At 61.8% G+C, this 22,800-nt stretch carries 21 protein-coding genes and 2 pseudogenes; 17 read left to right on the top strand and 6 right to left on the bottom strand.

The features are described from left to right. Positions 1–7: 7 nt before the first annotated feature. Positions 8–463 (bottom strand): cellulose biosynthesis protein BcsD, encoded by a 456-nt coding sequence (gene bcsD, locus B0G77_RS34300; protein WP_133666240.1) that lies wholly within the window; start codon positions 461–463, stop codon positions 8–10. A 685-nt stretch (positions 464–1,148) separates the two neighbouring features. Between bcsD and B0G77_RS34305 the strand changes: the two genes are divergently transcribed. The 3 genes from B0G77_RS34305 (at position 1,149) to B0G77_RS34315 (ending at position 5,294) form a co-directional block, all read left to right on the top strand. Beyond that, entirely contained in the window at positions 1,149–2,648 is a 1,500-nt protein-coding gene (locus tag B0G77_RS34305) for an aldehyde dehydrogenase family protein (RefSeq protein ID WP_133666241.1), read from the top strand. A gap of 93 nt (positions 2,649–2,741) precedes the next feature. After that, positions 2,742–3,914: an FAD-binding oxidoreductase gene (locus B0G77_RS34310; RefSeq protein WP_133666242.1), complete on the top strand. Its 1,173-nt coding sequence runs from the start codon at positions 2,742–2,744 to the stop codon at positions 3,912–3,914. A 177-nt stretch (positions 3,915–4,091) separates the two neighbouring features. Next, positions 4,092–5,294, top strand: coding sequence for a PLP-dependent aminotransferase family protein (locus tag B0G77_RS34315; protein ID WP_133666243.1), 1,203 nt, complete (start codon positions 4,092–4,094; stop codon positions 5,292–5,294). Positions 5,295–5,559: 265 nt separating this feature from the next. Here the strand turns inward: B0G77_RS34315 and B0G77_RS34320 are convergent, their stop codons facing one another. Together B0G77_RS34320 and B0G77_RS44865 are read right to left on the bottom strand one after the other, a co-directional pair. After that, positions 5,560–6,048: an ISAs1 family transposase gene (locus B0G77_RS34320; protein ID WP_243751420.1), complete on the bottom strand. Its 489-nt coding sequence runs from the start codon at positions 6,046–6,048 to the stop codon at positions 5,560–5,562. Beyond that, positions 5,951–6,211, bottom strand: coding sequence for a transposase family protein (locus B0G77_RS44865; protein WP_243751332.1), 261 nt, complete (start codon positions 6,209–6,211; stop codon positions 5,951–5,953). The genes B0G77_RS34320 and B0G77_RS44865 overlap by 98 nt, the downstream gene beginning before the upstream one ends. Positions 6,212–6,469: 258 nt before the next feature. On the opposite strand from B0G77_RS44865, the gene B0G77_RS34325 reads away from it, so the two are divergent. From B0G77_RS34325 to B0G77_RS34340, 5 genes and pseudogenes are all read left to right on the top strand, one after another. After that, complete coding sequence (locus tag B0G77_RS34325; protein ID WP_243751333.1) at positions 6,470–7,081, top strand: hypothetical protein; 612 nt, start codon at positions 6,470–6,472, stop codon at positions 7,079–7,081. A 12-nt stretch (positions 7,082–7,093) separates the two neighbouring features. Beyond that, positions 7,094–7,258: pseudogene (locus B0G77_RS45635) on the top strand (PAAR domain-containing protein); the annotation flags it as partial. Positions 7,259–7,292: 34 nt separating this feature from the next. Then, a complete protein-coding gene (locus tag B0G77_RS44870; protein WP_243751334.1) occupies positions 7,293–7,619 on the top strand; it encodes a hypothetical protein in 327 nt (108 codons plus the stop codon). Between the two features lie 189 nt (positions 7,620–7,808). After that, on the top strand, positions 7,809–8,297 hold the full coding sequence (locus B0G77_RS34335; protein WP_243751421.1) for a M35 family metallo-endopeptidase: 489 nt from the start codon (positions 7,809–7,811) through the stop codon (positions 8,295–8,297). Position 8,298: 1 nt separating this feature from the next. Next, a complete protein-coding gene (locus B0G77_RS34340; RefSeq protein WP_133666244.1) occupies positions 8,299–8,733 on the top strand; it encodes a hypothetical protein in 435 nt (144 codons plus the stop codon). 232 nt (positions 8,734–8,965) lie between these two features. On the opposite strand, the gene B0G77_RS34345 is transcribed toward B0G77_RS34340, so the two are convergent. Together B0G77_RS34345 and B0G77_RS34350 are read right to left on the bottom strand one after the other, a co-directional pair. Next, positions 8,966–9,628: a site-specific integrase gene (locus B0G77_RS34345; protein WP_347814200.1), complete on the bottom strand. Its 663-nt coding sequence runs from the start codon at positions 9,626–9,628 to the stop codon at positions 8,966–8,968. Between the two features lie 174 nt (positions 9,629–9,802). After that, positions 9,803–10,279, bottom strand: a complete 477-nt coding sequence (locus tag B0G77_RS34350) for a MarR family transcriptional regulator (RefSeq protein ID WP_133667001.1) — start codon at positions 10,277–10,279, stop codon at positions 9,803–9,805. Between the two features lie 173 nt (positions 10,280–10,452). On the opposite strand from B0G77_RS34350, the gene badH reads away from it, so the two are divergent. From badH to B0G77_RS34375, 5 genes are all read left to right on the top strand, one after another. Continuing rightward, positions 10,453–11,220 (top strand): 2-hydroxycyclohexanecarboxyl-CoA dehydrogenase, encoded by a 768-nt coding sequence (gene badH / locus B0G77_RS34355; RefSeq protein ID WP_133666246.1) that lies wholly within the window; start codon positions 10,453–10,455, stop codon positions 11,218–11,220. Positions 11,221–11,245: 25 nt separating this feature from the next. Next, positions 11,246–12,028 carry a 2-ketocyclohexanecarboxyl-CoA hydrolase gene (gene badI / locus B0G77_RS34360; protein ID WP_133666247.1) on the top strand — a complete coding sequence of 261 codons (783 nt, stop codon included), beginning with the start codon at positions 11,246–11,248 and terminating at the stop codon, positions 12,026–12,028. 119 nt (positions 12,029–12,147) lie between these two features. Then, positions 12,148–13,299 (top strand): cyclohexanecarboxyl-CoA dehydrogenase, encoded by a 1,152-nt coding sequence (gene aliB / locus B0G77_RS34365; protein ID WP_133666248.1) that lies wholly within the window; start codon positions 12,148–12,150, stop codon positions 13,297–13,299. 29 nt (positions 13,300–13,328) lie between these two features. Beyond that, positions 13,329–14,993 (top strand): cyclohexanecarboxylate-CoA ligase, encoded by a 1,665-nt coding sequence (gene aliA, locus B0G77_RS34370; RefSeq protein ID WP_133666249.1) that lies wholly within the window; start codon positions 13,329–13,331, stop codon positions 14,991–14,993. Between the two features lie 73 nt (positions 14,994–15,066). Continuing rightward, positions 15,067–15,864 carry an enoyl-CoA hydratase gene (locus B0G77_RS34375; RefSeq protein WP_208116536.1) on the top strand — a complete coding sequence of 266 codons (798 nt, stop codon included), beginning with the start codon at positions 15,067–15,069 and terminating at the stop codon, positions 15,862–15,864. A 32-nt stretch (positions 15,865–15,896) separates the two neighbouring features. Here B0G77_RS34375 and B0G77_RS44875 read toward each other — a convergent pair. After that, positions 15,897–15,983 (bottom strand): annotated as a pseudogene (locus tag B0G77_RS44875) (MarR family transcriptional regulator); the annotation flags it as partial. 132 nt (positions 15,984–16,115) lie between these two features. On the opposite strand from B0G77_RS44875, the gene B0G77_RS34385 reads away from it, so the two are divergent. The 4 genes from B0G77_RS34385 to B0G77_RS34400 all read left to right on the top strand — a co-directional run bounded on the left by B0G77_RS34385 (position 16,116) and on the right by B0G77_RS34400 (position 22,667). Continuing rightward, complete coding sequence (locus B0G77_RS34385; protein ID WP_133666250.1) at positions 16,116–16,577, top strand: response regulator; 462 nt, start codon at positions 16,116–16,118, stop codon at positions 16,575–16,577. Between the two features lie 316 nt (positions 16,578–16,893). After that, entirely contained in the window at positions 16,894–18,024 is a 1,131-nt protein-coding gene (locus B0G77_RS34390) for an efflux RND transporter periplasmic adaptor subunit (RefSeq protein ID WP_243751335.1), read from the top strand. Between the two features lie 13 nt (positions 18,025–18,037). After that, positions 18,038–21,247, top strand: coding sequence for a multidrug efflux RND transporter permease subunit (locus B0G77_RS34395; RefSeq protein WP_133666252.1), 3,210 nt, complete (start codon positions 18,038–18,040; stop codon positions 21,245–21,247). Next, entirely contained in the window at positions 21,240–22,667 is a 1,428-nt protein-coding gene (locus B0G77_RS34400) for an efflux transporter outer membrane subunit (RefSeq protein ID WP_133666253.1), read from the top strand. Before B0G77_RS34395 ends, B0G77_RS34400 begins: the two co-directional genes overlap by 8 nt. Positions 22,668–22,800 lie beyond the last annotated feature (133 nt).

The following is a 22,800-nucleotide window of genomic DNA, read 5'->3' on the forward strand; positions in this document are numbered from 1 at the left end:
GGCTGCCTCAAACTGGATGGCGTCCGAGTCGAAATTCGACTGCGGCGTCATCGGTGAATCCGCTCGCCTGCTCGACCGACAACCCCTGCGCACCGAGCGCGGTGAGCCACGTCTGGTAGACGCCTTGCAAAAACGCAGGCGTCCATGTCAGCGCGGCGTTGCCAAAGGCCTGGAGCGGCGCACAGTAATGAACGATGCGCAGATACTCGGCCTCGTCGGATAACTCGACAAACCCCCAGTTCGTTTCACGCCACCAGGCGTTGAACGCTTCGCTGAGTTCGCTCGTTGACGCGCAGGGCGGAAGCTCATGCGCGAGCGCAAACCGGCTGCCGACGCGGTACATCAACTGGCGCAACTCTTCCGGCCCAAGCTGGGTTTCGAATTCGGCGGCCAGCGCGGAGAGCACGCCACGCCATTGCGGAGCGATCTGGCGGTCAAGCAGGTAGTCGACGATAGGGACCATGGTTTCCGGAGGTTGCCGGGTTTATTCGGGCGATAAAAGCGTGCATAAATTGCCGAAAACCGGAATTTTTTGCGAATTGGCGCGCGCGTCGCTTCGAGACATCTGTTTCGCGCAGTCTACTGCATCACATTTAGGTTTCAATACTATCGAGGCTAGCATTGACACCGATGCACGAATCGGCCGAAAAGCGCATGGATACGGCGTCTATTCGCTCCGTAGGGGAACAGGACGTGACTCATATTTGTATTCAATAGTCATACAATTTTATCGAAAGAAATTGTATGCTCCGGCGCTATTTTCTCTTAAAAAGCTTACAAATAATTAATCAGACGAATATGAATGGAATGTGCACCTTTGTAAACAGAAAAGAGCGTGCGCAAGCGGCCCGAACGCCGACAAAGGCCAGCGAGCGCCGGAGGGATCGTTGCGGGGCGCGTCGTCAGGCAAGTGTGGTTGGCCCCGAAACTTTCCTATAAGAAACGAAATCGCGATCCAGCCGCTCCTGCGCAGGGATGCGTCCGCAGACAGCCCGGGCGTCGTGAAGTACGACGCGATTTCACGGCATGCCTAATTCAGCGGAGTGCCGCAGCGTGTCAGGCATTCTTCGGGGTTGCCGCCGTAAAACCCCGCGTGTATAGTTTCCGAACTTACTTTTGTTTCGTATTGGAAATCAAAGGATCCTCTCATGAACGCTTCGACCATCCTCGCCGACCTCGGCATTGCCCGCCTCGCGGAAGCCGGCGATATCGCCGTCCACTCGCCGATCACGGGTGAACTCATCGGGCGCGTGGCCAGCAACACGGCTGCTGAAGTCGATGCGGCGCTTGCCAATGCGAAACAGGCCTTCGCCGCATGGCGCAATGTGCCCGCACCGCGCCGAGGCGAACTCGTGCGTCTGCTCGGCAACCGTCTGCGTGAAAAGAAGCAGGCGCTCGGCAGCATCATCACGCTCGAAACCGGCAAGATCCTTCAGGAAGGGCTCGGCGAAGTCCAGGAAATGATCGACATCTGCGATTTCGCGGTCGGCCTGTCGCGTCAGCTTTATGGTCTGACGATCGCGTCGGAGCGCCCGGGTCACCGGATGGCCGAAACGTGGCATCCGATGGGCACCTGCGTCGTGATCTCCGCGTTCAACTTCCCGGCGGCGGTGTGGTCGTGGAATGCGGCGCTTGCACTGGTATGCGGCAATGCGGTGATCTGGAAGCCCTCCGAGAAGACGCCGCTGACGGCGCTCGCCGTCAACCAGATCCTGAACGACGCGCTGCAGGAATTCGGCGACGCGCCGGCCGGCCTGACCGCCGTCATCAACGGTGGCCGTGATGTCGGCTCGAAGCTCGTGGCCGATCCGCGCGCATCGATCGTCAGCGCGACCGGCAGCACGGAAATGGGCCGCACGGTCGGCGTCGAAGTGGCGAAGCGCTTCGGTCGCTCGCTGCTCGAACTCGGCGGCAACAATGCGGGCATCGTTACGCAGACCGCCGATCAGGAACTCGCGTTGCGCGGCATCCTGTTCTCCGCTGTCGGCACGGCCGGTCAGCGCTGCACGTCGCTGCGCCGCCTGTTCGTGCACGAAAGCGTGTATGAACAGACCGTCGAGCGTCTGAAGCAGCTGTACGCGAAGGTGCCGATCGGCAATCCGCTCGAAAAGGGCACGCTGATGGGGCCGCTCATCGACAGGCAGTCGTACGCGCGCATGCAGGAAGCGCTGCAGCAGGCGGCAAGCGAAGGCGGCAAGGTGACCGGCGGCGACCGTGTCGAAGTGAAGGGTTTCGAAAACGGCTACTACGTGCGTCCGGCACTCGTTGAAATGCCGTCGCAAACGGCTGTCGTGCTGAAGGAAACCTTCGCGCCGATTCTCTACGTGCTGCGCTACAAGGATTTCGCCGACGCGGTCGAAGCGAACAACGCGGCCGTGCATGGTCTGTCGTCGTGCGTGTTCACGACCGATCTGCGTGAAGCGGAACGCTTCCTGTCGGATTCCGGCAGCGACTGCGGCATCGCGAACGTCAACATTGGGCCGAGCGGCGCGGAAATCGGCGGCGCGTTCGGTGGCGAGAAGGAAACCGGCGGTGGCCGCGAATCGGGTTCCGACGCGTGGAAGGCCTACATGCGCCGCGCGACGAACACGGTGAACTATTCGTCGGCGCTGCCGCTTGCCCAGGGTATCGATTTCAACATCGGCTGAACGCCGCCGCGCGGCAAAGAGCGAAGTTCTTCAACGTGTGAGGCAGGGCGCGCGTTACGCGGGTCCTGCGCCGGCCTGATCCTGGAGTGAGACGTGAGTTCGAAAGTCGTTGTCGTTGGCGGCGGTGTTATTGGCAGTTCGATTGCGTATTTCCTGCGTGCGTCCGATTCCTCGGTGAGCGTGACCGTCATCGAGCGCGATCCGACTTATGCGCGTTCGTCGTCGGCGCTGTCGGCGGCGTCGATCCGTCAGCAGTTTTCCACGCCGCTATCGATCCAGATGTCGCTGTTCGGCATCGAGTTTCTGCGCTCGATCGGCGACAGGCTCGAAGTCGACGGTGCGAAGCCTTCGATCGATCTGCATGAAGGCGGCTATCTGTTTCTGGCGACGCCCGCCGGCCTCAGTACCTTGCGCGAGAATCACGCGCTGCAGAGAAGTCTTGGCGCGGATATCAGCCTGCTCGACCGGGACGCGTTGCAGGCACGTTTCCCGTGGTTGAACACCGAGGATCTTGCGGCAGGCGCGTTTGGTGAAAGTGGCGAGGGTTGGTTCGATGGTTACGGTCTCGTCCAGGCGTTGCGCAAGAAGGCACGGTCTCTCGGCGCGCATTATGTCGCGGCCGATGTGACGGCACTGCACCGCGAGGGCAGGCGGGTGACGCAGGTCGTGACTTCCGATGGTGAAACGTACAGTTGCGATGTGGTCGTGAACGCGGCGGGTGCGTGGTCGCGCAAGGTCGCGGAGATGGTCGGGGTCGAGCTTCCGGTGTTTGCCCGCAGGCGCAGTATCTTCAACGTGAGTTCGCCGGGGCAGCTCGAGCACTGCCCGCTGTTGATCGATCCGACCGGCGTGTACTTCCGTCCGGAAGGCAAGTCGTTCATCTGCGGCACGTCTCCGGCGGCCGACAACGACCCCGACGATCTGCCGCTCGACGAAGTCGACCACGCCCTCTTCGACGACGTGATCTGGCCGACGCTCGCGAACCGTGTGCCGCAGTTCGAAGCGCTGCGTGTCGAGAACTGCTGGTCGGGCTACTACGAGTACAACGTGCTCGATCAAAACGCGATCATCGGTTATCACCCGGACGTCGATAACTGCATCTTTGCGAACGGCTTTAGCGGTCACGGTCTGCAACAGGGGCCGGCGACGGGGCGCGGTGTCAGCGAACTGATCCTGAACGGCCGATACACGACGCTCGACCTGTCTTCGCTCAGCTTTGCGCGCGTGCTTGAAAACCGGCCGATCATCGAAAAGAACGTGGTGTAAGCGCGTTCTCGAAGACGGCTAACGAAACACCTCTCCAGGGTGGATGCAGCGAACTGAGCCCGGCCTTCGTGCCGGGTTTTTTTCTGTGCGGGCCACGGCGGAGATGATTCCGGAAAGTCAAAACGTGCTGCATATATATCGTTTGATGCGTGCGCGGACACTCACCACAATCGACCCATGTACACATTCACACCCCCCTTCGAAGCGCCGACCGGCTCGCCGATCCGCGAACTCTTCAAATACCTTGCGCAGCCGGGGATGATTTCGTTCGCCGGCGGTTATCCGGCAAGCGACCTGTTCGACCGCGACGGAATCGAGGCGGCGGCCGCGCGCGCCTCGAAGCAGACGACGCGGTGTCTGCAATACGGCCCGACTGACGGTTTGCCGGTGCTCAAGGAAGAGCTTGCGAAGCTGATGGCGCGGCGTGGCACCCGATGCGCACCCGATGATCTGATGGTGACAACCGGATCGCAGCAGGGCTTCGATCTGCTTCTGCGCGTGCTGGTGTCGCCGGGCGATGTGGTGCTGGTGGAACAGCCGGCCTATCCCGCGACGCTGCAGGCGCTCAAGCTGCAGCAGGCGAACGTGGTGTCGCTGCCGGTCGATCACGATGGCCTCGACGTCGACGCGCTCGCTGCGCTGCTTGAAGCGGGTACGTTGGCTGGCCAGCCCAGGATGCTCTACACGGTGCCTACGTTCGCGAATCCGACCGGCGCGACGCTGTCGCTCGAACGGCGCGTGGCGTTACTCAGGTTGGCTGTGCGTTATCGTTTTCTGGTTGTCGAGGACGATCCCTATGGCGATCTGCGTTTCGCAGGCGAACCGTTGCCGTCGCTGCTCGCGCTTGCCGCCGATGTGCCAGGCGCACGCGACTGGATCGTGCATTTCTCCAGCCTGTCGAAGATCGTGGCGCCGGGTCTGCGAGTCGGCTGGACGATTGCGCCTGCCGAGATCCTGCGGCGATGCGTCGTCGCGAAACAGACCGTCGATCTATGCAGTTCGCCGTGGACGCAGGCCATCGCCGCCGACTATCTCGCCGATGGTGCGCTCGAGCGCCATCTGCCAATGATCGTCGCAGCCTATGCGGAAAAATGTGGCGCGCTATGCGATGCACTCGAAACCCATATGGGCCGCTCGATCGGGTTTCACCGGCCCGGCGGCGGCATGTTCGTGTGGGGCAGGCTTGCTGCCGGACACGATGCGTCGGCGTATCTGAAGGCATGTATCGCGAGCAACGTGATGTTCGTGCCGGGTGTCGCGTTCTTTCGCGATAACATCGACCATGCATCGCTGCGGCTTTCGTTCGCGGCGCCGGGTGTCGGCGATATCGAAACCGGTGTGCTGCGGATGAAAAGCGCCCTGGACAAATTTGCGGACTAGCTGAGTTCCCGTTTGATGCACCCCTGGCGATGAAAAGGGCGGGCATCGGAACGCGCTGGCAAGTGCCTGCCTGGCGACACCCCGCAGGCGCATCTCACGGGTCGCTTCCACGAAGACGACTGACTTCGCATGCGGCCGCAGCGGCGCACCCAGAGGCTTCGGGCAGGCAATCGCAATGCAGCGACGCGTCTCGATCCGCCCGTGGCCTTTTTCGACTTCGCGGTACTCGCCTGCTCCAGATCGCTGCGGGTCGCGTGCGCTGATCTCAAGCGGCTCGCGCATGTTCGCCAGCAGGGTCCGCTGGTTTTCCTTGACCGACAGCACGTAGTGCGCGCCCGCATCGACGTTCTGGCGTGCGGTTTTGCTGGCAGCCCATCGCGTCAATCGTCACGATTGCCCCCTTGAGCATGAGCGCACGCCCCGAAGGGAGTTCCCTTGGGGGATCGAGCAGTCCGGGAATGGCGGTGATTTCATTGCTTTTCTCGGCAGTGCGTACCTGTCCGAGCACCACACCCAGCCCACAGCCGTAGGCCGACACGAGATGGATCGCACGCTCGCCGCGCTGATGCGAGCCACGCACCGTCTTGCCGTCAATGGCCACAACCTGTCCGGTCAGCGTCGGGCACAGGCGGCTCATCCGGCGTATGAAACACGCCTCAAACTGTTTCGGGTTGAGAGCCGCGAATACCCGCCGGAAGGTATCGTGCGAAGGGATGCCGTTGCGCAGTTGAACATGGCGGCGCAGCCAGTCCAGCTTGGCTTGCCCCCCAGATTTCGATGCCGCTCCAACTGTCCGCGCCCGCGAGGATGGCACACAGTGCCACCACCAGCATCTCGGTTAGGTCATGTTCTGGCGTGCGGCTGTGCGGGTCTTTCAGGTCGCCAAACGCCTCTTCGATGCTCAGAATTTCGTCCATCTTTCTGCAGCCCAAAATGTGACAGTAAACCCGCAAAACCCTTTCGTTTACAACCCCTTGCGTAAGTGCTTGATGGTTAACGGCGCTTCATGCGATGGCGCCTGGTGGCGCGCATTGCATTTGACCATTTTTGATACTTGTCTGATTGCGTTTCAGGAAAAATCGGGGAAGCATTCCATGCTCGGCGTGATGCATTCGCCCCCTTCGTTGTAGCTGTCGAATCTGCGCTGCGAGGCACTTAACTTTGGAGTACTGCATATGTCGGACAAGCAACAACGCAAAGGCAAGTTCTATAGCTTCGTCACGGTCGGGGCAATCACTGAGTGCGGCGGGCGTGTAACGAGCGGCGGCGGCGAGGCCGTCATTATCGACGGTGCAGGCTACGCCGCTGTAATGAGCGATCAACCTGCCGCCCTTATTGGAAGCCGTCTTAGCAACGGTGACAAGATCATGGCTACACCTTGGGAGGATCAGGAATACGGCATTTTCGTTGATGAGGGCAAGACAATTCCAGGCCTGTTTGACCCGGAATGGACCCCGCCGCCGCGCGAACCGGGCGCACGTTTCGCCGTGTCTGGCGCGACTACTGCGCGCGGCGGTGTCCTGCGTGAAGTTTCGAGCGATTGGGAAATCGACGGAGCGCACCGCAAGGCGGGAAAGATTGGCGATTTTGTCGAGTACAAAGACGGAACCCGCGCGCGCATCGTGACCGGGATCGGCATTCCGGGCGATGAACTGAACCAGTATGCGGTCGTTGGCAGTCGGCTGGATAACGGCGATGTCATTACCGACAGCCCGCACCGTGATTCGCGATCCTCTACCGTTTTTGTTCCCATTGATGAGCACGGCGTCGTGATTGCACGCCAGTAATCGGGAACCGTCATGCATATAGCAATTGTGCGCCACGGTGACGAAACGACTACACGCGGCAAGGTCGTTGCGCTCACTGCGACCATTCACGACGACGGCCGGAAAATCGCGCTCCATGGAGATCAGGCAACGTGCGGTAACTGCAAGGGACTATGGAACGTTGTGGCTACGGGGGAAGGCGTTGGCGTAGGCTCGCGCGCAGCTGTTATCAATGGCGATCATGTCCTATGTCCGTGCGGAAAGAATCGCGTTATCGCGGGCGCAGATGCCGGAATGTTCATGCACATTGATACAGGCGCGCACAACGCAAGTGCGGGCCAAGCAGCGCAAGCTACACAACAGCAAGCCGCGCAGCAGTACGACGAGCAGTTCACCTTGCTTGATGAAGCGCGCCGCCCGCTTTCCAAACGTGCGCTATCGAATCACCCTCGCTAACGGACAGGTCCTTACGGCGACGACAAACGAGAACGGCCATACACAGCGCGTCACGACGAGCGCGGATGCACATTTGAAGCTGGAAATCAAGGAGAGTCTGTAAATGTATAACTTCAAAACAGAAGAAGATGGCGATTGGATCGAGGTTCATTCTGGCGCAGTCACGAATACGAACCCAGGTTCAATGGTTCACGTGAAGATCAACACGGAACAAATATGCGAAAACCTGAGTAATAAGGAATTTCGCGGAATTATTCAGTAAATTCTGGATAGAACTATTCCGTTGGTGGAAATGCGAGTTAGCGCGCTATCGGAATGGCCAGCTAGCGAGCGTTCGCGTGTAGCGCATTGGTTTGGACGAAGCGACGAAACAACCCGAACCACATTGCTTAATGGCCTAACCAGAGTCCATTCCGTACTGCGCAGCTTGACCCCTGCAAATTTCGTCCGCACCGGGAGTGACAGAGACAGAGCTACCGGATGCATGCCGAACCCTGCGGGTGCAGGCCAAGAAGCGGCGCACGTCTGTGCGCCTGATACCGCTACGCATACGATTAGTATTAGCCCAAAATTTTGCGCGATGCGGCAATGGACAGCTTACAGTGATTCGCGAGTGTCAACGGTGATTCATGAGGTAACGCATTTTGTCGATACAATGGCGACGCTTGACAAGAAATACACTATTGTTCCTCAGCTTATGGCGTGGGGGCAAACGAATCCCGACTTGGCAATTATTAACGCCGATAGCATCGCGGGCTATGTGGTTTGGGGGGATCACTAGAGTGAAACAGTTTGTGATAGTTGGGATACTATTGCTATCTGTTGGACGTGTCTTGGCTTGCGATGGCCCTGAGAATCGACCAGGCGAAACAATTGATGTTACGTTTGCCCAGAACTCCAGTGCGATAGACGGAACGAACATGCTTGCGCTTGCAAATTGGTTGATAGATTTGCGCCTAAAGTATCCGATTTTGGAGAGTTCTTCGGTTGTTGGTTTGGCGGATGCTAAAGAGAGCAACCCTAAGATGCTAGCTGAAGCGCGTGCGGCCAATGTTAGCCGGTCACTTGATTTTTTTGGCATCCATGCTTCAAGAGTTTCTGTTATCGGTCGGGTATACAAGCCGATGTTACCCGGCAGCGCATATGAGCCAATCGGTACTCGTGCTGAGGTTACATTAGTGCCCGGTTGCCCTAATAATTGCTGTGACGGCCAGTAATGCAAGCCCCGCTTTCGCGGGGCTTTCTCCATTAGCAAACGTGAAAAAAGCACTTTGCGCTGGCTATCGTTGCGTGCGTCACGTTCGCAGTTAGTTCGCTCGCGAACGCTTGCAGCTGCCTACGATCTGTGGCAGGCACGCAAGCATGCGCCCAAGAAGATCAGTCCAGCACCAGTGGTGGCGATGGCCTGAGCGGACGGAAATCACACCGTATGATTTCTAGTTTCTAGTCTTACAGCGCCGCATCGAGCAGCAGTTCCTCGATGTCGGGGCCGTCTGCCGGTTCCGCCGCCAGGTTCTCCAGGTACTGCCCGAGACGTTGCCAGGCATCGCGCCGTTCCCGCGCGTAGTCGTACTGCTGGTAGGTCAGCGGCAGCGCCAGATTCACCTTCTTCTCACGCGCCTCGCTGCTCAGGGCATGATTCAGGCACGCCTCGATGATCGGCTGTGGCACGCCGCACACCTGCATGAAGGTGGCCCCGGTACGCCGCAGATCGTGGGCGCTCCATGACCCGCCGTCGAGCAGCAGCGACGAGCCGGTGATTTCAGCGATGGCATTCTTCTTGCCCCACTCCTTCGCGGCGCTCTGCCGGTAGCTGAAGGCCGACTGTAATACGCTGGTGGTGATGGGCCGTTCCCTGTTCGCCGGCAGCAGCCACGGCGTATGACCGGTCATCGCGTGCAGCTCGGCCAGGCATGCCTGGGTGAAGTCCGACAGCCAGACCGTGTGGCTGCGGCGGTTCTTGCTCTGGTCGGCGGGGATGAACCACGTGCCCGCGCGCAGATCGACGTTCGACCACGGCGCGGCGCACAGCTCGTTGATCCGCACTATCGCGGACAGCATGATCCAGACGGCTGCCGTCTTTGCTGCTGATTCCCCCACATCGTTCCCCACAAATCAGTCGTGATGCAACGATTGTGGTCAGGGCGTGGGGTGAACGACATGTAGATTGTTGAAGTTAAACAGGTTAGATGTCACTACCCTGTGTTGCGCTGCTGGATGATTTTATCCACAGCCTTGCCAACAAAATCTGGGGATAAGTCACCAGCCGCCGAAGTAGCAGGCGCGTTACTCCCCCTCTTCTCCATTCGTTGCCCGGGATGAATCGTCCAGGTGCTTCATGTTATCGAGCAACTTGAGCAGGTAGTGGAGCGTGTGGGTGATGTCGTCTGTCGAAAAATTCTCCAGCACCTGCTCGTAATACCCGTGAATCTTGGGCGTGGCCTGATGGATCCACAGCTTGCGGCCTGAGTCGGTCATGGTGATCAGCCGCGAACGGCGGTCACGACCGTCAGCGGTGCCGGTCAGGTGCCCGTCGCGCTCCATCCGGCTAATCAGCCCGGAAAGATTCTGCCGGCTCACCATCAGATAGCGGGCCAGGTCTCCCACGCTCATTCCATGCTCCGCCTCCTGCCGCGACAGCGCGCCGAGGACGGCCCACTGCTGCGTCGTCAGCCCTTCCTCCTCGACTGCGCGGGTTCCGGTTTTGTGCAACATATTTGCACATTGGTACAGACGGAAAAACAGTCTGTTAGCCAGTTCCATCTTGATCGATCCGGCCTTGTTTTGAGGTTTAACCAAGGGATTCTCCTGGCATGTCTGTTCTTGCGTTCATTGTAATATCGTCCTAGTATACGTCAACATATTGACGTATATCTGAGCTGCGGGCAGTGCGTTCGCAGAGGCAATAGTAACCCTGGCAACTGACGGAGACGATTGTGCAAAGACTCGAAGGCAAGACGGTCATCGTGACCGGTGGTGGCGGTGGGATCGGCGGGGCGACGTGCCGCCGTTTCGCGGCCGAAGGCGCGCGCGTTGCCGTGCTGGATCTTTCGCTAGAGGCCGCCGAAAAAGTGGCCGGAGAGATTCGCGCCTCGGGGGGCAGGGCAGAGGCCATCCGCTGCGATATCACGAGGCGCGCTGATGTGGACGCGGCCGTGGCGGCGACCGAGGCAAACCTGGGTCCGATCGACGTGCTGGTCAACAACGCGGGTTGGGACGTGTTCAAGCCGTTCACCAAAACGGAACCAGCCCAGTGGGAACGCCTGATCGCAATCAATCTGACCGGTGCGCTGCATATGCACCACGCGGTGCTGCCGGGCATGGCGCAACGCAAGACGGGGCGGATCGTCAACATTGCCTCCGACGCGGCGCGGGTCGGCTCTTCAGGCGAAGCGGTATACGCGGCCTGCAAGGGCGGTCTGGTGTCGTTTTCGAAAACCATTGCGCGTGAGCATGCCCGCCATGGCATTACGGTGAACGTCGTGTGCCCCGGCCCGACCGACACGGCGCTCTTCGCCGAATACAAGGAAGGCGCGGGCAATCCCGAGAAACTGATGGAAGCGTTCCAGCGTTCGATTCCGCTCGGCCGCATCGGGCAGCCTGGCGACCTGCCGGGTGCGATTGTTTTCTTCGCCAGCGACGACGCAGGCTTCATCACCGGCCAGGTGCTCAGCGTGTCGGGCGGCCTGACGATGGCCGGTTGATCCATTCATCCGCAAGGAATTCATCATGAACTACGAAGACATCCTCTACGAAGTGCGCAATGGCGCGGCGTGGATCACGATCAACCGGCCGGACCGGATGAACGCCTTTCGCGGACGGACTTGCGACGAGCTGATCCACGCCATCAACAGGGCGGGCTATTCGCGCGAGATCGGCGTCATCGTGCTGGCCGGCGCGGGCGACAGGGCCTTTTGCACGGGCGGCGACCAGTCGGCCCACGAAGGCCAATACGATGGCCGCGGCACCATCGGCCTGCCGATGGAAGAGCTGCACGCCGCGATCCGCGATGTACCCAAGCCTGTGATCGCACGCGTGCAGGGTTTCGCGGTCGGCGGCGGCAACGTGCTGTGCACGATCTGCGACTTCACGATTGCTTCCGAGAAGGCCGTTTTCGCGCAGGCGGGCCCTAAGGTCGGTTCGGTCGATCCAGGCTACGGCACGGCCTTCCTCGCGCGCGTGGTCGGCGAGAAGAAGGCCCGCGAAATCTGGTATCTGTGCCGCCGCTATCCGGCCGCCGAAGCGCTGGCGATGGGTCTCGTCAACGCGGTCGTGCCGCACGACCAGCTCGACGCCGAAGTGCAGAAGTGGTGTGACGAAATCATGGAGAAGAGCCCGACCGCGATCGCGATCGCCAAGCGCTCTTTCAACATGGACACCGCGCACCAGGCGGGCATTGCAGGTATGGGCATGTACGCGCTCAAGCTGTACTACGACACCGAAGAATCGCGCGAAGGCGTCAGGGCGTTCCAGGAAAAGCGCAAGCCTGAGTTCCGCAAGTACGCGAAATAACATGGCGGCCCCCCGCACGAGAAGCCCGTACTGCGCCGTCGTAGCGCGCGGGCCTGCCATATCGCAGCCATATCGCAGCCATATCGCAGGAATATCGCAGGAATATCCCAGGAGACATCATGAACCCCTACCTCGATGAAGACCTCGCCGCGCTCGGCGAACACGCCCGGCGCTTTGCGCAGGGGCGCGTTGCGCCCGGTTTCCTCGAGCGTGACAGGACCCGCACGCTCGACCGCGATCTCATGCTCGAGATGGGCGAGATGGGATTCATCGCGCCGGAATTGCCCGAACAGTACGGCGGCCAGGGACTCGGTTGTCTTGCAGCAGGCGTCATCCATGAAGAGATCGCGCGCGCCGATCTGAGCCTGTCCTACATCAATCTGCTGGCTTCGCTGAATGGCCAGATTCTCGCTCACCACGCCGCCCCCGCAATTGCAAAGCCCTGGCTGGAACGGCTGACACAGGGCAAGGCGCTCTTCGCCATTGCACTGACAGAGCCGCGCGGCGGCTCGGATGCCGCCAATCTGCGCCTGCGCATGGAGCGGGTCGGGGATCACTACGTGCTCAACGGCGAGAAGACCTCTATTTCCGCAGCCGATCAGGCCGACGCAGCCGTGGTGTTCGCCCGCACCGGCACCGTTGAAGCCGGCGCGCGGGGCGTCTCTGCCGTGCTGGTGCCGATGGATCTGCCGGGGATTACCCGCAATCGTTTCGACTGTCATGGCCAGCGCGCCATCGGCCGCGGCTCGCTGTTCTTCGAGAACGTACGCGTGCCGGTCGATCACCTGCTTGGGGACGAAGGAAAGGGTTTCGTGCAGGTGATGCGGGGTTTCGATTTCTCGCGCGCGTTGATTGGCCTGCAAGTGCTGGCCGTGGCGAAAGTCAGCCTGGAGGAGACGTGGGAATACGTCGCGCAACGTGAGGCGTTCGGTAAACCGCTGTCGGCATTTCAGGGCGTGTCGCATCCACTGGCCGATTTTGAAACCCAGGTCGAAGCCGCGCGTCTCCTGTGCCTGCAGACACTCTGGCTGAAGGATCGTGGTCTGCCGCACACCGCCGAGGCGGCGATGTGCAAGTGGTGGGGCCCGAAACTGGCCTACGACGTGGTGCACCAGTGTCTGCTTTCGTTCGGCCACGGCGGCTACGACCGCGGACCAATGGAGCAGCGCCTGCGCGATGTGCTCGGCTTTCAGATCGGCGATGGGACGGCACAGATCATGAAGACGATCATCGCCCGTACGCGCGCAGGACGCGACGCGGTGCCGGCATAACCCCACACATAACAAAGCGGAGACGCAACATGGAGTTCGACGCCGTTCTGATCCCGCCACGACGAGCGATGAGTATCGCCCGCGGATGGTGGCACGACCGCACGATCAACGACGAGCTTGACGCCTGTGTCGCCGCGTGCCCGAACAGGATCGCCCTCAGCGCGGTGCGGATGGAAGACGGCACCACGACGCGCTTCACCTACCGCGAAATGGCGGCGATGGCCGATCGCATCGCCGTGGGGCTCACGCGTCTCGGTGTCGGTCGCAACGATGTGGTGTCGTTGCAGTTGCCCAACTGGTGGCAGTTCACGCTGACGTATCTCGCCTGCTCGCGCATTGGCGCGGTGTTGAACCCGTTGATGCATATCTTCCGCGAGCGTGAGCTGTCGTTCATGCTCAACCACAGCCGCAGCAAGGTCATGATCGTGCCTAAGCTGTTTCGCGGCGTCGACTTCGAACAGATGATGACCGGCCTGAAGACCAGCTTGCCGGACCTGCAGCATGTCGTAGTGGTCGATGGTGAAACAGACGGCCGGCCCGGTGCCAACAGCTTCAAGGCGCTGCTCTCCGGTCCGCGATGGGAGCGCGAACCCGATGCGCGGGCGATCCTGAGCCGCCACCGCCCCGGCCCCGACGACGTCACGCAATTGCTCTACACCTCGGGCACGACCGGCGAGCCCAAGGGGGTGATGCATACGTCCAACACCTTGATGTCCAACATCGTTCCCTACGCCGCCGCGATGCGTCTGAACGCGGACGATGTCGTGTTGATGGCCTCGCCGATGGCGCACCAGACGGGTTTCATGTATGGCCTGATGATGCCCATCCTGCTGCGCGCCAGAGCCGTGTTGCAGGATGTATGGCAGCCGGAGGGGGCGCTCAACCTGATGCGTAGCGAAGGCGTGACCTTCACGATGGCATCGACCGTGTTCCTGACCGATCTGGCCGCCACGGTGGCGGAAACAGGTGGCGCCGTGCCCACGCTGCGCACGTTCCTGTGTGCCGGCGCGCCGATTCCCGGGCCGCTGGTCGAACAGGCGCGCAAGGCGATTGGCGCGAAGATCGTTTCGGCCTGGGGTATGACCGAAATGGGCGCAGTCACGCTGACAGGACTCGATGACGATGACGAGCGTTCCTTTGCAACAGATGGTCGTCCGTTACCTGGCGTGGAGGCGAAGGTAGTCGACCACGGCGACGCGCCGTTGCCTGTTGGTTCGATCGGCCGGCTGCTGGTGCGGTCCTGCTCCGCTTTCGGCGGCTATCTGCATCGTGCACATCTCAATGCAACCGACGCCGAAGGCTGGTTCGATACCGGAGACCTCGCGCACATCGACGCGCATGGCTATATCCGCATCAGCGGGCGCAGCAAGGACGTCATCATCCGCGGCGGGGAGAACATCCCGGTGGTCGAGATCGAGGCGCTGCTGTATCGCCATCCGGCGATTGCGGCCGCGGCGATCGTGGCCTACCCGGACGAACGCCTGGGCGAACGTGCCTGCGCTGCCGTTGTTCTGCGGCCGGGCGAGCAGATCGATCTACCGGCCATTGTCGAATTCCTGAAGTCTCACAGGGTGGCGGTGCACTACATCCCCGAACGCCTTCTGGTGCTCGACGCGCTGCCCGTCACGCCGTCCGGAAAGGTCCAGAAGTTCAGGCTGCGCGATGCGTTGCGCGACAGCCGAGCCTCGAGCTAGTGGGACGCGGCGACGCATCACGGGCCTCGACGCCACAGGTGTCTCTGGAAGCATCGCGCGCACGTGAACTGAAATGAAACAGGGAGCAGAAGCCGTGGAAGAACAACCGGTTGTCGTCGAAACCGTGGGGCGCGTCGGCGTGATCACGCTGAACCGGCCGAAGCAGATGAATGCGCTCAACGATTCGCTGATGGATGCACTGGGCGAAGCGCTGCTGCGCTTCGATGCCGACGACGGCATCGGCGCCATCGTCATGACCGGCAATGCACAGGCATTCGCAGCCGGCGCCGACATCGCAGCGATGGCGAGCTGGAGCTACATGGATGTCTATCGCAGCGATTTCATCACGCGCAACTGGGAGACCATCCGCCGCGTGCGCAAGCCGGTGATCGCCGCGGTGGCCGGCTTTGCGCTGGGTGGCGGCTGCGAACTGGCGCTGGCTTGCGACATCCTGATCGCCGCCGAAGACGCCCGCTTCGGTCTGCCCGAAATCAAGCTGGCGATGCTGCCCGGCGCAGGTGGAACGCAGCGGTTGCCGCGTGCCATCGGCAAGGCAAAGGCCATGGACATGTGTCTGAGCGGGCGCACGATGAACGCAGCCGAGGCGGAACGCAGCGGCCTCGTCGCACGCGTGGTGCCGGCCGACGCGTTGCGTGATGAAAGCATCGCGCTCGCGACGACGATTGCGAGTTATTCGTTGCCCGCGCTGATGGCGATCAAGGAGTCGGTCAACCGTGCCTGGGAATGCTCGCTGACCGAGGGCATCGGATTCGAGCGGCGGCAGCTGCATGCGCGCTTTGCGAGTGAAGACGCACGAGAAGGGATGAATGCCTTTCTCGACAAACGCAAGCCGGTGTTCGGACACCGCTGACGCGCATTCAGTTGCCAACGGGAAGTTGCATCATCGCCAGAACCACGCAGCGCTGCCCGGCTCTGATCGCTATTTAGATGCCCAAACTTACGCACGAGTCTCAGCAATTCCTGCGCGTCTTCTTTCGTCGATGGCGCTCTGCGGGTTGTAATTTCTGCCCGGGATGCATGGACGAATTGCCATGCCACATGAATTGCAGTCCTCGTACCACGACGGCAGCGGCGGCCACGGCAGCAGCACGGGCGTCCGCGATGCTGGAAGTCCCGGGTACGTTTATTGCTGTTTCAACGCGTTGTCCTTTCAACGCAACCGGGGCATCTGGATTGGCGACCGTACTGCTGGTTGATGACGATCCGAATATTCTGCGCCCGCTTCAGCTGATGGTGGAACGGGAGGGATACCGCGTGGTCACGGCGCAGGATGGGAGGGCGGCGATGGCTGCAATGGCCATTGAAAGTCCTGGGCTCATTGTGACCGACTGGATGATGCCGCACATTGACGGCGTTGAACTGTGCCGACGCCTGAAGAGCGATCCTGCAACGGCGGATATTCCAGTGGTCATGTTGTCGGCAGCGCTGCCGCCTGTTCCGAAAGAGCCGTTATGGGACGTACTTTTGCGCAAGCCCGCTCCTATAGCTCACCTGACAAAGGTGATTCACACTCTGCTGGGCGGAGCGCACGCGGATTCACCTGAGCCTCCTTCCGGGCACTGAACTTTCGGGATTGCGTTCCCCCTTGGTGCAAGTTTCCGTGGTTCACCAACGCCCAATCAGCGAGCCAATGCAAACTGCATTTATTCCTTCCCGATAGGGCACACCGGCTTGCCGCGATTGTCTCAATGATGTGATACTTTGCCCAATGTGAACGTTTGCTTCACAAAATACGAGAGCAAAAGCAGAGATAGAACGCCGCTCAAACGGCGTCGACAGCGATACCGTAGCCGGTCGGAAGTGGAAGTGCGAAACGAACGCCTTGACCAGGGAGTTTCGATTGCCCTATTGCGCAACCAGACAGCGCCGTCGCTCTGCATTGATCGCCGTACTGGCGCTTTCGCTCGCGTGCTTCGCCTGCCGCAACAGGCAGGATTCGCCGGCAGCCACCGGCCAGCCTCCGACCGTTCTGGTCACCACCGTCACCGCATCGCCGATTCCCAACATCGTGGAGCTTCCTGGCCGCATCGAGGCGGTTCGTACGGCCGAAGTGCGGGCGCGTGTCGATGGTATCGTCGAGCGCCGGCTGTACCAGGAGGGAACGGACGTTGCAGCGGGCGCACCGTTGTTCCAGATCGATTCACGTGACTACCGCGCCCAGTTGCAACGGGCCCAGGCCGCGTTTCAGCGTGCAGAAGCCGTGCGCGTGAATTCATCCTCCATCGTCGCGCGTTTTGAACCGCTGGTCGGCCGCCATGCGGTCAGTGCCCAGGAGTATGACGAGGCGCTGGCCGCGCTCCAGCAGGCGCAGGCGAACGTGTCCGACGCAAGTGCCGAAGTGACCCTGGCGCAGTTGAGGCTCGACCGCTGCACGGTCCGATCGCCGATCGCCGGACGCGTGGGCCGGGCGCAGGTCACGGAGGGCGCCCTCGTCAGTGCCAGTGCGGCCACCCTGTTGACGCAGGTCAATCAGCTTTCGCCGATCAACGCGGTCTTCACCCAGTCGAATACCTCGATGCTCGACTTCGAACAGCGAATCCAGTCCGGCGCACTCAAGCCGCCCGACATGAACCACATCGAGGTTCACCTGATTCTGTCGGATGGGCAGGACTATGCCGAGCCGGGTTTCCTCGACTTCACCGACCTCGCTGTCGACCCTTCCACGGGCACGCAGACCGTGCGCGCCCAGTTCGCCAACCCGGCGCGCACTTTGTTGCCAGGCCAGTTCGTGCGCGGGCGTATCGCCGCGGGGACGGTCCTGAAGGGCATCCGCGTGCCCGAGCGCGCCGTGCAGATCGACAACGGCGCGGCCAGCGTGGCGATTGTCGCCGGAGATGGGACCGTGGTCCGCCGGAATGTGGGACTGGGTGAGCAGGAGAAAGGCGAGTGGGTGATTCGCGACGGCCTGAAACCAGGCGAGCGGGTCATCGTCGACGGATGGCATAAGGTCCAGCCGGGGCAGCGGGTCAATGCCCAGCCGGCGCCGGCGTCCAGTCCATCCGTGGGCTGAGCGGGCGCCGCCGATGAACCGCTTCTTCGTCTACCGCCCGGTGTTCGCCTGGGTGATCGCGTTGTTCATGGTGCTGTTCGGTATCGTCGCGTTGCTGCTGCTTCCAGTCGAGCAATATCCGGATGTCGCTCCACCGGCTCTCACCGTGCAGGCCAGCTTTAGCGGCGCCGACGCGCAGACACTCGACCGGACCGTGACCTCCATCATCGAAGACGAGATGAACGGGATCGAGAACTTTCTCTACATGTCCTCGACCAGCCGCGCGAACGGCACCGCCCAGATCACCGTCACACTCAAGCCCGGCACGAATCTCGACATCGCCCGCACGCAGGTGCAGGACCGTCTGAGCCGCGTCGAACCCCGTTTGCCTCAGGAGGTTCGGCAGCTCGGTATCAGTGTCACCAAGGCTTCGTCGGGGTTTCTGATGTTGATTGCGCTGCAGTCGACCGACGGCGCGACTGACGCAGTGGAAATGGGCAACTTCGCGTCCAACAATATCGTCAACGAGCTGCGCCGCATCGACGGCGTGGGCGACGTGCAACTCTTCGGCTCGTCTTACGCGATGCGGATCTGGCTCGACCAGAACAAGCTCGCGGGATTCGGTCTGTCGGCGAGCGAAGTGTTGACGGCCGTGCAGGAGCAGAACAGCCAGACCGCCGGTGGTGGACTCGGCGATCAGCCGATCGCAGCCGGTTCCGAGTTCAATGCCCAGATCGTGACGCAGAGCCGCTTTTCGACACCCGAACAGTTCCGTCAGATCATCGTGCGTGCCAACCCGGATGGGTCGACCGTGCGACTCGGCGATGTGGCCCGCGTGGAACTGGGCAACGACAGCTACGGTTTTCGGCTGAAGGTCAACGGCAAGGACTCGGCTGGCATCGCGATCCAGCTGGCGAGCGGTGCCAATGCGCTCGCCGTTGCCGCTAACGTGCGCAACCGTCTGGCGGAGTTGCAGTCGACGTTCCCGCGGGGCGTGGTCTGGACGGTTCCTTTCGATACGACGCCTTTCATCACCACGTCCGTCAATGGCGTACTGCGCACGATGATCGAGGCGCTCCTGCTGGTCACCGTTGTGGTGTTCCTGTTCCTGCAGGACTGGCGGGCCACGCTGATTCCTACGCTGATCGTCCCCATAGCGCTGGTCGGAACATGTTTCGGACTGTATCTGTTCGGGCTTTCGATCAATATTCTTTCGCTGTTCGGCATGGTGGTGGCGATCGGCATCCTCAATGACGACGCGATCGTCGTCGTCGAGAACGTGGCGCGCGTCATGCGCGAAGAGGGCCTCAACGCGCGTCAGGCGACGGTCAAGGCGATCGGGCAGATCTCCGGCGCCGTGATAGCCAGTACCCTGGTGCTGATCGCGGTGTTTATTCCGATGGCGTTCTTCCCGGGTTCGACGGGCGGCATCTACCGGCAATTCTCGGTCACGCTGACGGTCTCGATCTTCCTGTCGACGCTCCTCGCACTCACGCTCGGCGCTGCCTTGTGCGCGACACTGCTCAAGGGTGACCCGGCGCGTGCGCCCGACACCGAGCCGACTGCCCCTCGCGGGCTGGCGAGGGTGCTGCACCGGCTATTCGGTGGGTTCAACCGCGGTCTCGAAACGGCGACCGCGAAGTACATTCACAGCGTCGACGTGATGCTGCGGGCGCCCGTGCGCTGGCTGCTGGTTTTCGTTGTCGCGTGCGTGGCCACGGTCTATCTGTTCACGCGGCTGCCGGGGGGCTTTCTGCCGACCGAAGACCAGGGGCACATCTTCGTCTCCTACACCGGCGCGCCCGGGTCCACCGTGGGACGCACGCAGCAGGCGGTCGACCAGGTTGAGGCGTTTTTGCGGCAGCAGCCGCAGGTGCGCAACATCGCCTCGGTGACGGGATTCAGCTTCTTCGGCCAGGGGCAATCGGCCGCGCTCTCATTCGTGGATCTGCAGCCCTGGGGCGAGCGCCCTGGTCGCGAGAACTCGGCGAGCGCGCTGGTCCAGCGCGCCAACGCGGCCTTCCGGCAGATTCCTGAGGCCCTGATCTTCGCACTTGACCCACCTCCGATTCCATCGCTCGGCAACGCGACCGGCTTCACGATGAAGATCCAGGACCGCAGTGGGGCGGGCGGCCCGGCACTGCAACAGGCGGCCCTGCGAATGATGATGGAGGCGGCGCAGAGCCATATCCTCGCCGGTGTACGCTCGGAGGGCCTGCCGGCGGCGCCGCAACTCTATGTCGAGATCGACCGCGTCAAGGCACGGGCGCTGGGGCTGCAGATCGGTCAGGTCAACCGGGCGCTTTCGCTGGCGTTCGGCTCCAACTATGTGAATGACTTCGTCTATGAAGGTAACGTCCTGCGCGTCTTTCTGCAGGCGGATGCGGCGCAGCGCATGCGACCGGAGGACGTGAGCGCGATGCGACTGCGCAACGATCAGAACCAGATGGTGCCTTTTTCCGCCTTCACGCGCGTGCGATGGATCTCCGGACCGCAACAGCTTGAACGCTACAACGGATTTCCGTCCGCCACGATTTCGGGCCAGGCTGCGGCCGGCCAGTCGAGCGGTTCGGCGATCGCCGAAATGGAGCGCATCGCCGACCGGGTCCTGACGGGCAATCTGAGCTATGAATGGACTGGCACCGCCTTCGAAGAGAAACAGGCGGGCGGCCAGATCGGCATGCTGCTTGGGCTTTCATTGATCGTCGTCTTCCTGCTGCTCGCGGCGCTTTATGAAAGCTGGGCGATCCCGGCGGCGGTCCTGCTCGTCCTTCCGTTCGGGGTGCTTGGTGCCGTGCTGCTGACGATGGCGCGCGGTCTGTCAGCTGACGTTTATTTCAACATCGGCCTTGTGACGATCATCGGCCTCGCCGCAAAGAACGCGATCCTGATCGTCGAATTCGCGATCAAGGAAGAGGCCGAGGGAAGAGATCCGGCTTCAGCTGCGAAGAATGGCGCGCAGCAACGCCTGCGCCCGATCCTGATGACAAGTCTCACGTTCGTGCTCGGCATGATGCCGCTTGTGCTTGCAGCTGGAGCAGGCGCGGCGAGCCGGCGGGCGGTCGGCACCGGTGTGATGGGCAGTATGATCACGGCCACTTTTTTCGGGATCTTCTTCACGCCGCTGTTCTACCTGGCCGCACGCAAGTGGCTGAGCCGCAAGAGACGCTATAGCGAGGAAGAGGACGTGGCGACGCTTCAGGCGGAGCGTCGTGACCGGCGCGGAGACCCGGGCGATGCGTAAGTTCTTCCTGCTGATCGCCGCCTGCAGCGTGCTTGCCGCGTGCAACCTGGCGCCCGCGTATCGCCAGCCGGATCTGCCGGTTGCCGGGCACTTCGACGAATCCGAGGTTCCTGAGGGGGCTGGAGCGGGCAGTGGCCGCCTCGCCACGGAAATTGGCTGGCAGGTCTTTTTTGGCGACCCTCAACTCAAGTTCCTTATCGCCGCGGCGCTCGAGCGCAATCGCGACCTTGCCGCGTCGGTGGCGCGCATCGAGCAGGCCCGCGCGCTGTACCGCATCCAGAACGCGGCGCGTTTGCCTCAGGTCAATGCTAACGCCGGAGCCACGCGAACCCAGGCTCCGCTAGGTTCGTTCGATCCAGAATTCGCGGACAGCGATGCGACTGTCAGGTTCAACCAGTACAACGTTCAGGCTGCAGTGGCGTCGTTCGAGCTGGACTTCTGGGGCCGCGTGAGCAACCAGAGTGAAGCGGCGCGCCGCCGGTATCTGGCGACGATAGAAGCCCAACGCGCGTTCCGCCTGTCATTGATCAGCAACGTGGCGGCAACCTATTACGCGATCCGTGCGGGCGAAGAGGGGATCGAACTGGCCGAGCGCACGGTAACGAGCCGCCTGTACGCACTGGAGATTGCGACGCTGCGTCTCGACGCCGGTGTGACTTCTTCGGTCGACTATGAGCAGGCGGCCATTCTCGTCACTCAAGCCCAGACGCAACTCGCGGAACTGAGCCGATCGACCGGCCAGCTACGCAACCAGTTGACGATTCTTGTCGGCGGGCCGGTCGACGGCCCGGTTCCTGCGGCGCGCCCGATAGAAGATCCCGGCCAGTTCGGCGCACTGGACGCGGGCCTGCCTTCGGCGCTGCTTGCGAACCGCCCCGACATCCAGCAGGCGGAGCAGCAGCTGCGGGCCGCGGACGCAGACATCGGCGCCGCGCGTGCAGACTTCTTCCCCCGGATATCGCTTACCGGCAGTTTCGGCTATGTCTCGTCCGAGCTGAGCGACCTGTTCGTGCCGGCCAAGCAGGCGTGGTCGTTCGGTGGACTGGTGAGCCTGCCTGTCTTCGATGCGGGCCAGCGTCAGGCACAACTCGGCCAGGCACGGGCGCGACGCGACGAACTGGTTGCGGATTACCAGCGAACCGTGCAGACCGCCTTTAGCGAAGTGTCGGACGCACTGATCGGACGGCAGCGCTACAAGGAGCAGATCCTGGCGCAGGAGGAGGCCGTGGAGGCGCAGCGGCGGCTCGCCGAAGCGGCTGAGCTGCGCTACGAGAATGGCATCTCGATCTATCTCGAAGTGGTGGACGCACGACGCAACCTGTTCTCCGCCGAGCAGCAACTGATCCAGCTTCGTGCGACTGCGCTGCAGAACGGCGTCTCTCTTTACATCGCGCTGGGCGGCGGGCTGGATGCCCCATGACCTGAACTGACGCAGGCGCGCGCAGCTACGGCGCGACGATGCGCTAGCAAGTAGCGTATGGTCAGACAGTCGGGCAGCTCTCGACGGGCGGATGCCTGGAACCCGCGACGCTCTATCTCAAGATGATTGCCGA

This window comes from Paraburkholderia sp. BL10I2N1, from assembly GCF_004361815.1.
Lineage (GTDB): Bacteria > Pseudomonadota > Gammaproteobacteria > Burkholderiales > Burkholderiaceae > Paraburkholderia.

Coding starts and splice junctions, on each gene's coding strand:
- bcsD (WP_133666240.1), bottom strand. CDS start 463: ATGGTCCCTATCGTCGACTACCTGCTTGACCGCCAGATCGCTCCGCAA.
- B0G77_RS34305 (WP_133666241.1), top strand. CDS start 1,149: ATGAACGCTTCGACCATCCTCGCCGACCTCGGCATTGCCCGCCTCGCG.
- B0G77_RS34315 (WP_133666243.1), top strand. CDS start 4,092: ATGTACACATTCACACCCCCCTTCGAAGCGCCGACCGGCTCGCCGATC.
- B0G77_RS44865 (WP_243751332.1), bottom strand. CDS start 6,211: ATGGACGAAATTCTGAGCATCGAAGAGGCGTTTGGCGACCTGAAAGAC.
- B0G77_RS34325 (WP_243751333.1), top strand. CDS start 6,470: ATGTCGGACAAGCAACAACGCAAAGGCAAGTTCTATAGCTTCGTCACG.
- B0G77_RS44870 (WP_243751334.1), top strand. CDS start 7,293: ATGGCGATCATGTCCTATGTCCGTGCGGAAAGAATCGCGTTATCGCGG.
- B0G77_RS34335 (WP_243751421.1), top strand. CDS start 7,809: ATGCGAGTTAGCGCGCTATCGGAATGGCCAGCTAGCGAGCGTTCGCGT.
- B0G77_RS34350 (WP_133667001.1), bottom strand. CDS start 10,279: ATGGAACTGGCTAACAGACTGTTTTTCCGTCTGTACCAATGTGCAAAT.
- badI (WP_133666247.1), top strand. CDS start 11,246: ATGAACTACGAAGACATCCTCTACGAAGTGCGCAATGGCGCGGCGTGG.
- aliB (WP_133666248.1), top strand. CDS start 12,148: ATGAACCCCTACCTCGATGAAGACCTCGCCGCGCTCGGCGAACACGCC.
- aliA (WP_133666249.1), top strand. CDS start 13,329: ATGGAGTTCGACGCCGTTCTGATCCCGCCACGACGAGCGATGAGTATC.
- B0G77_RS34375 (WP_208116536.1), top strand. CDS start 15,067: ATGAAACAGGGAGCAGAAGCCGTGGAAGAACAACCGGTTGTCGTCGAA.
- B0G77_RS34385 (WP_133666250.1), top strand. CDS start 16,116: ATGCTGGAAGTCCCGGGTACGTTTATTGCTGTTTCAACGCGTTGTCCT.
- B0G77_RS34395 (WP_133666252.1), top strand. CDS start 18,038: ATGAACCGCTTCTTCGTCTACCGCCCGGTGTTCGCCTGGGTGATCGCG.
- B0G77_RS34400 (WP_133666253.1), top strand. CDS start 21,240: ATGCGTAAGTTCTTCCTGCTGATCGCCGCCTGCAGCGTGCTTGCCGCG.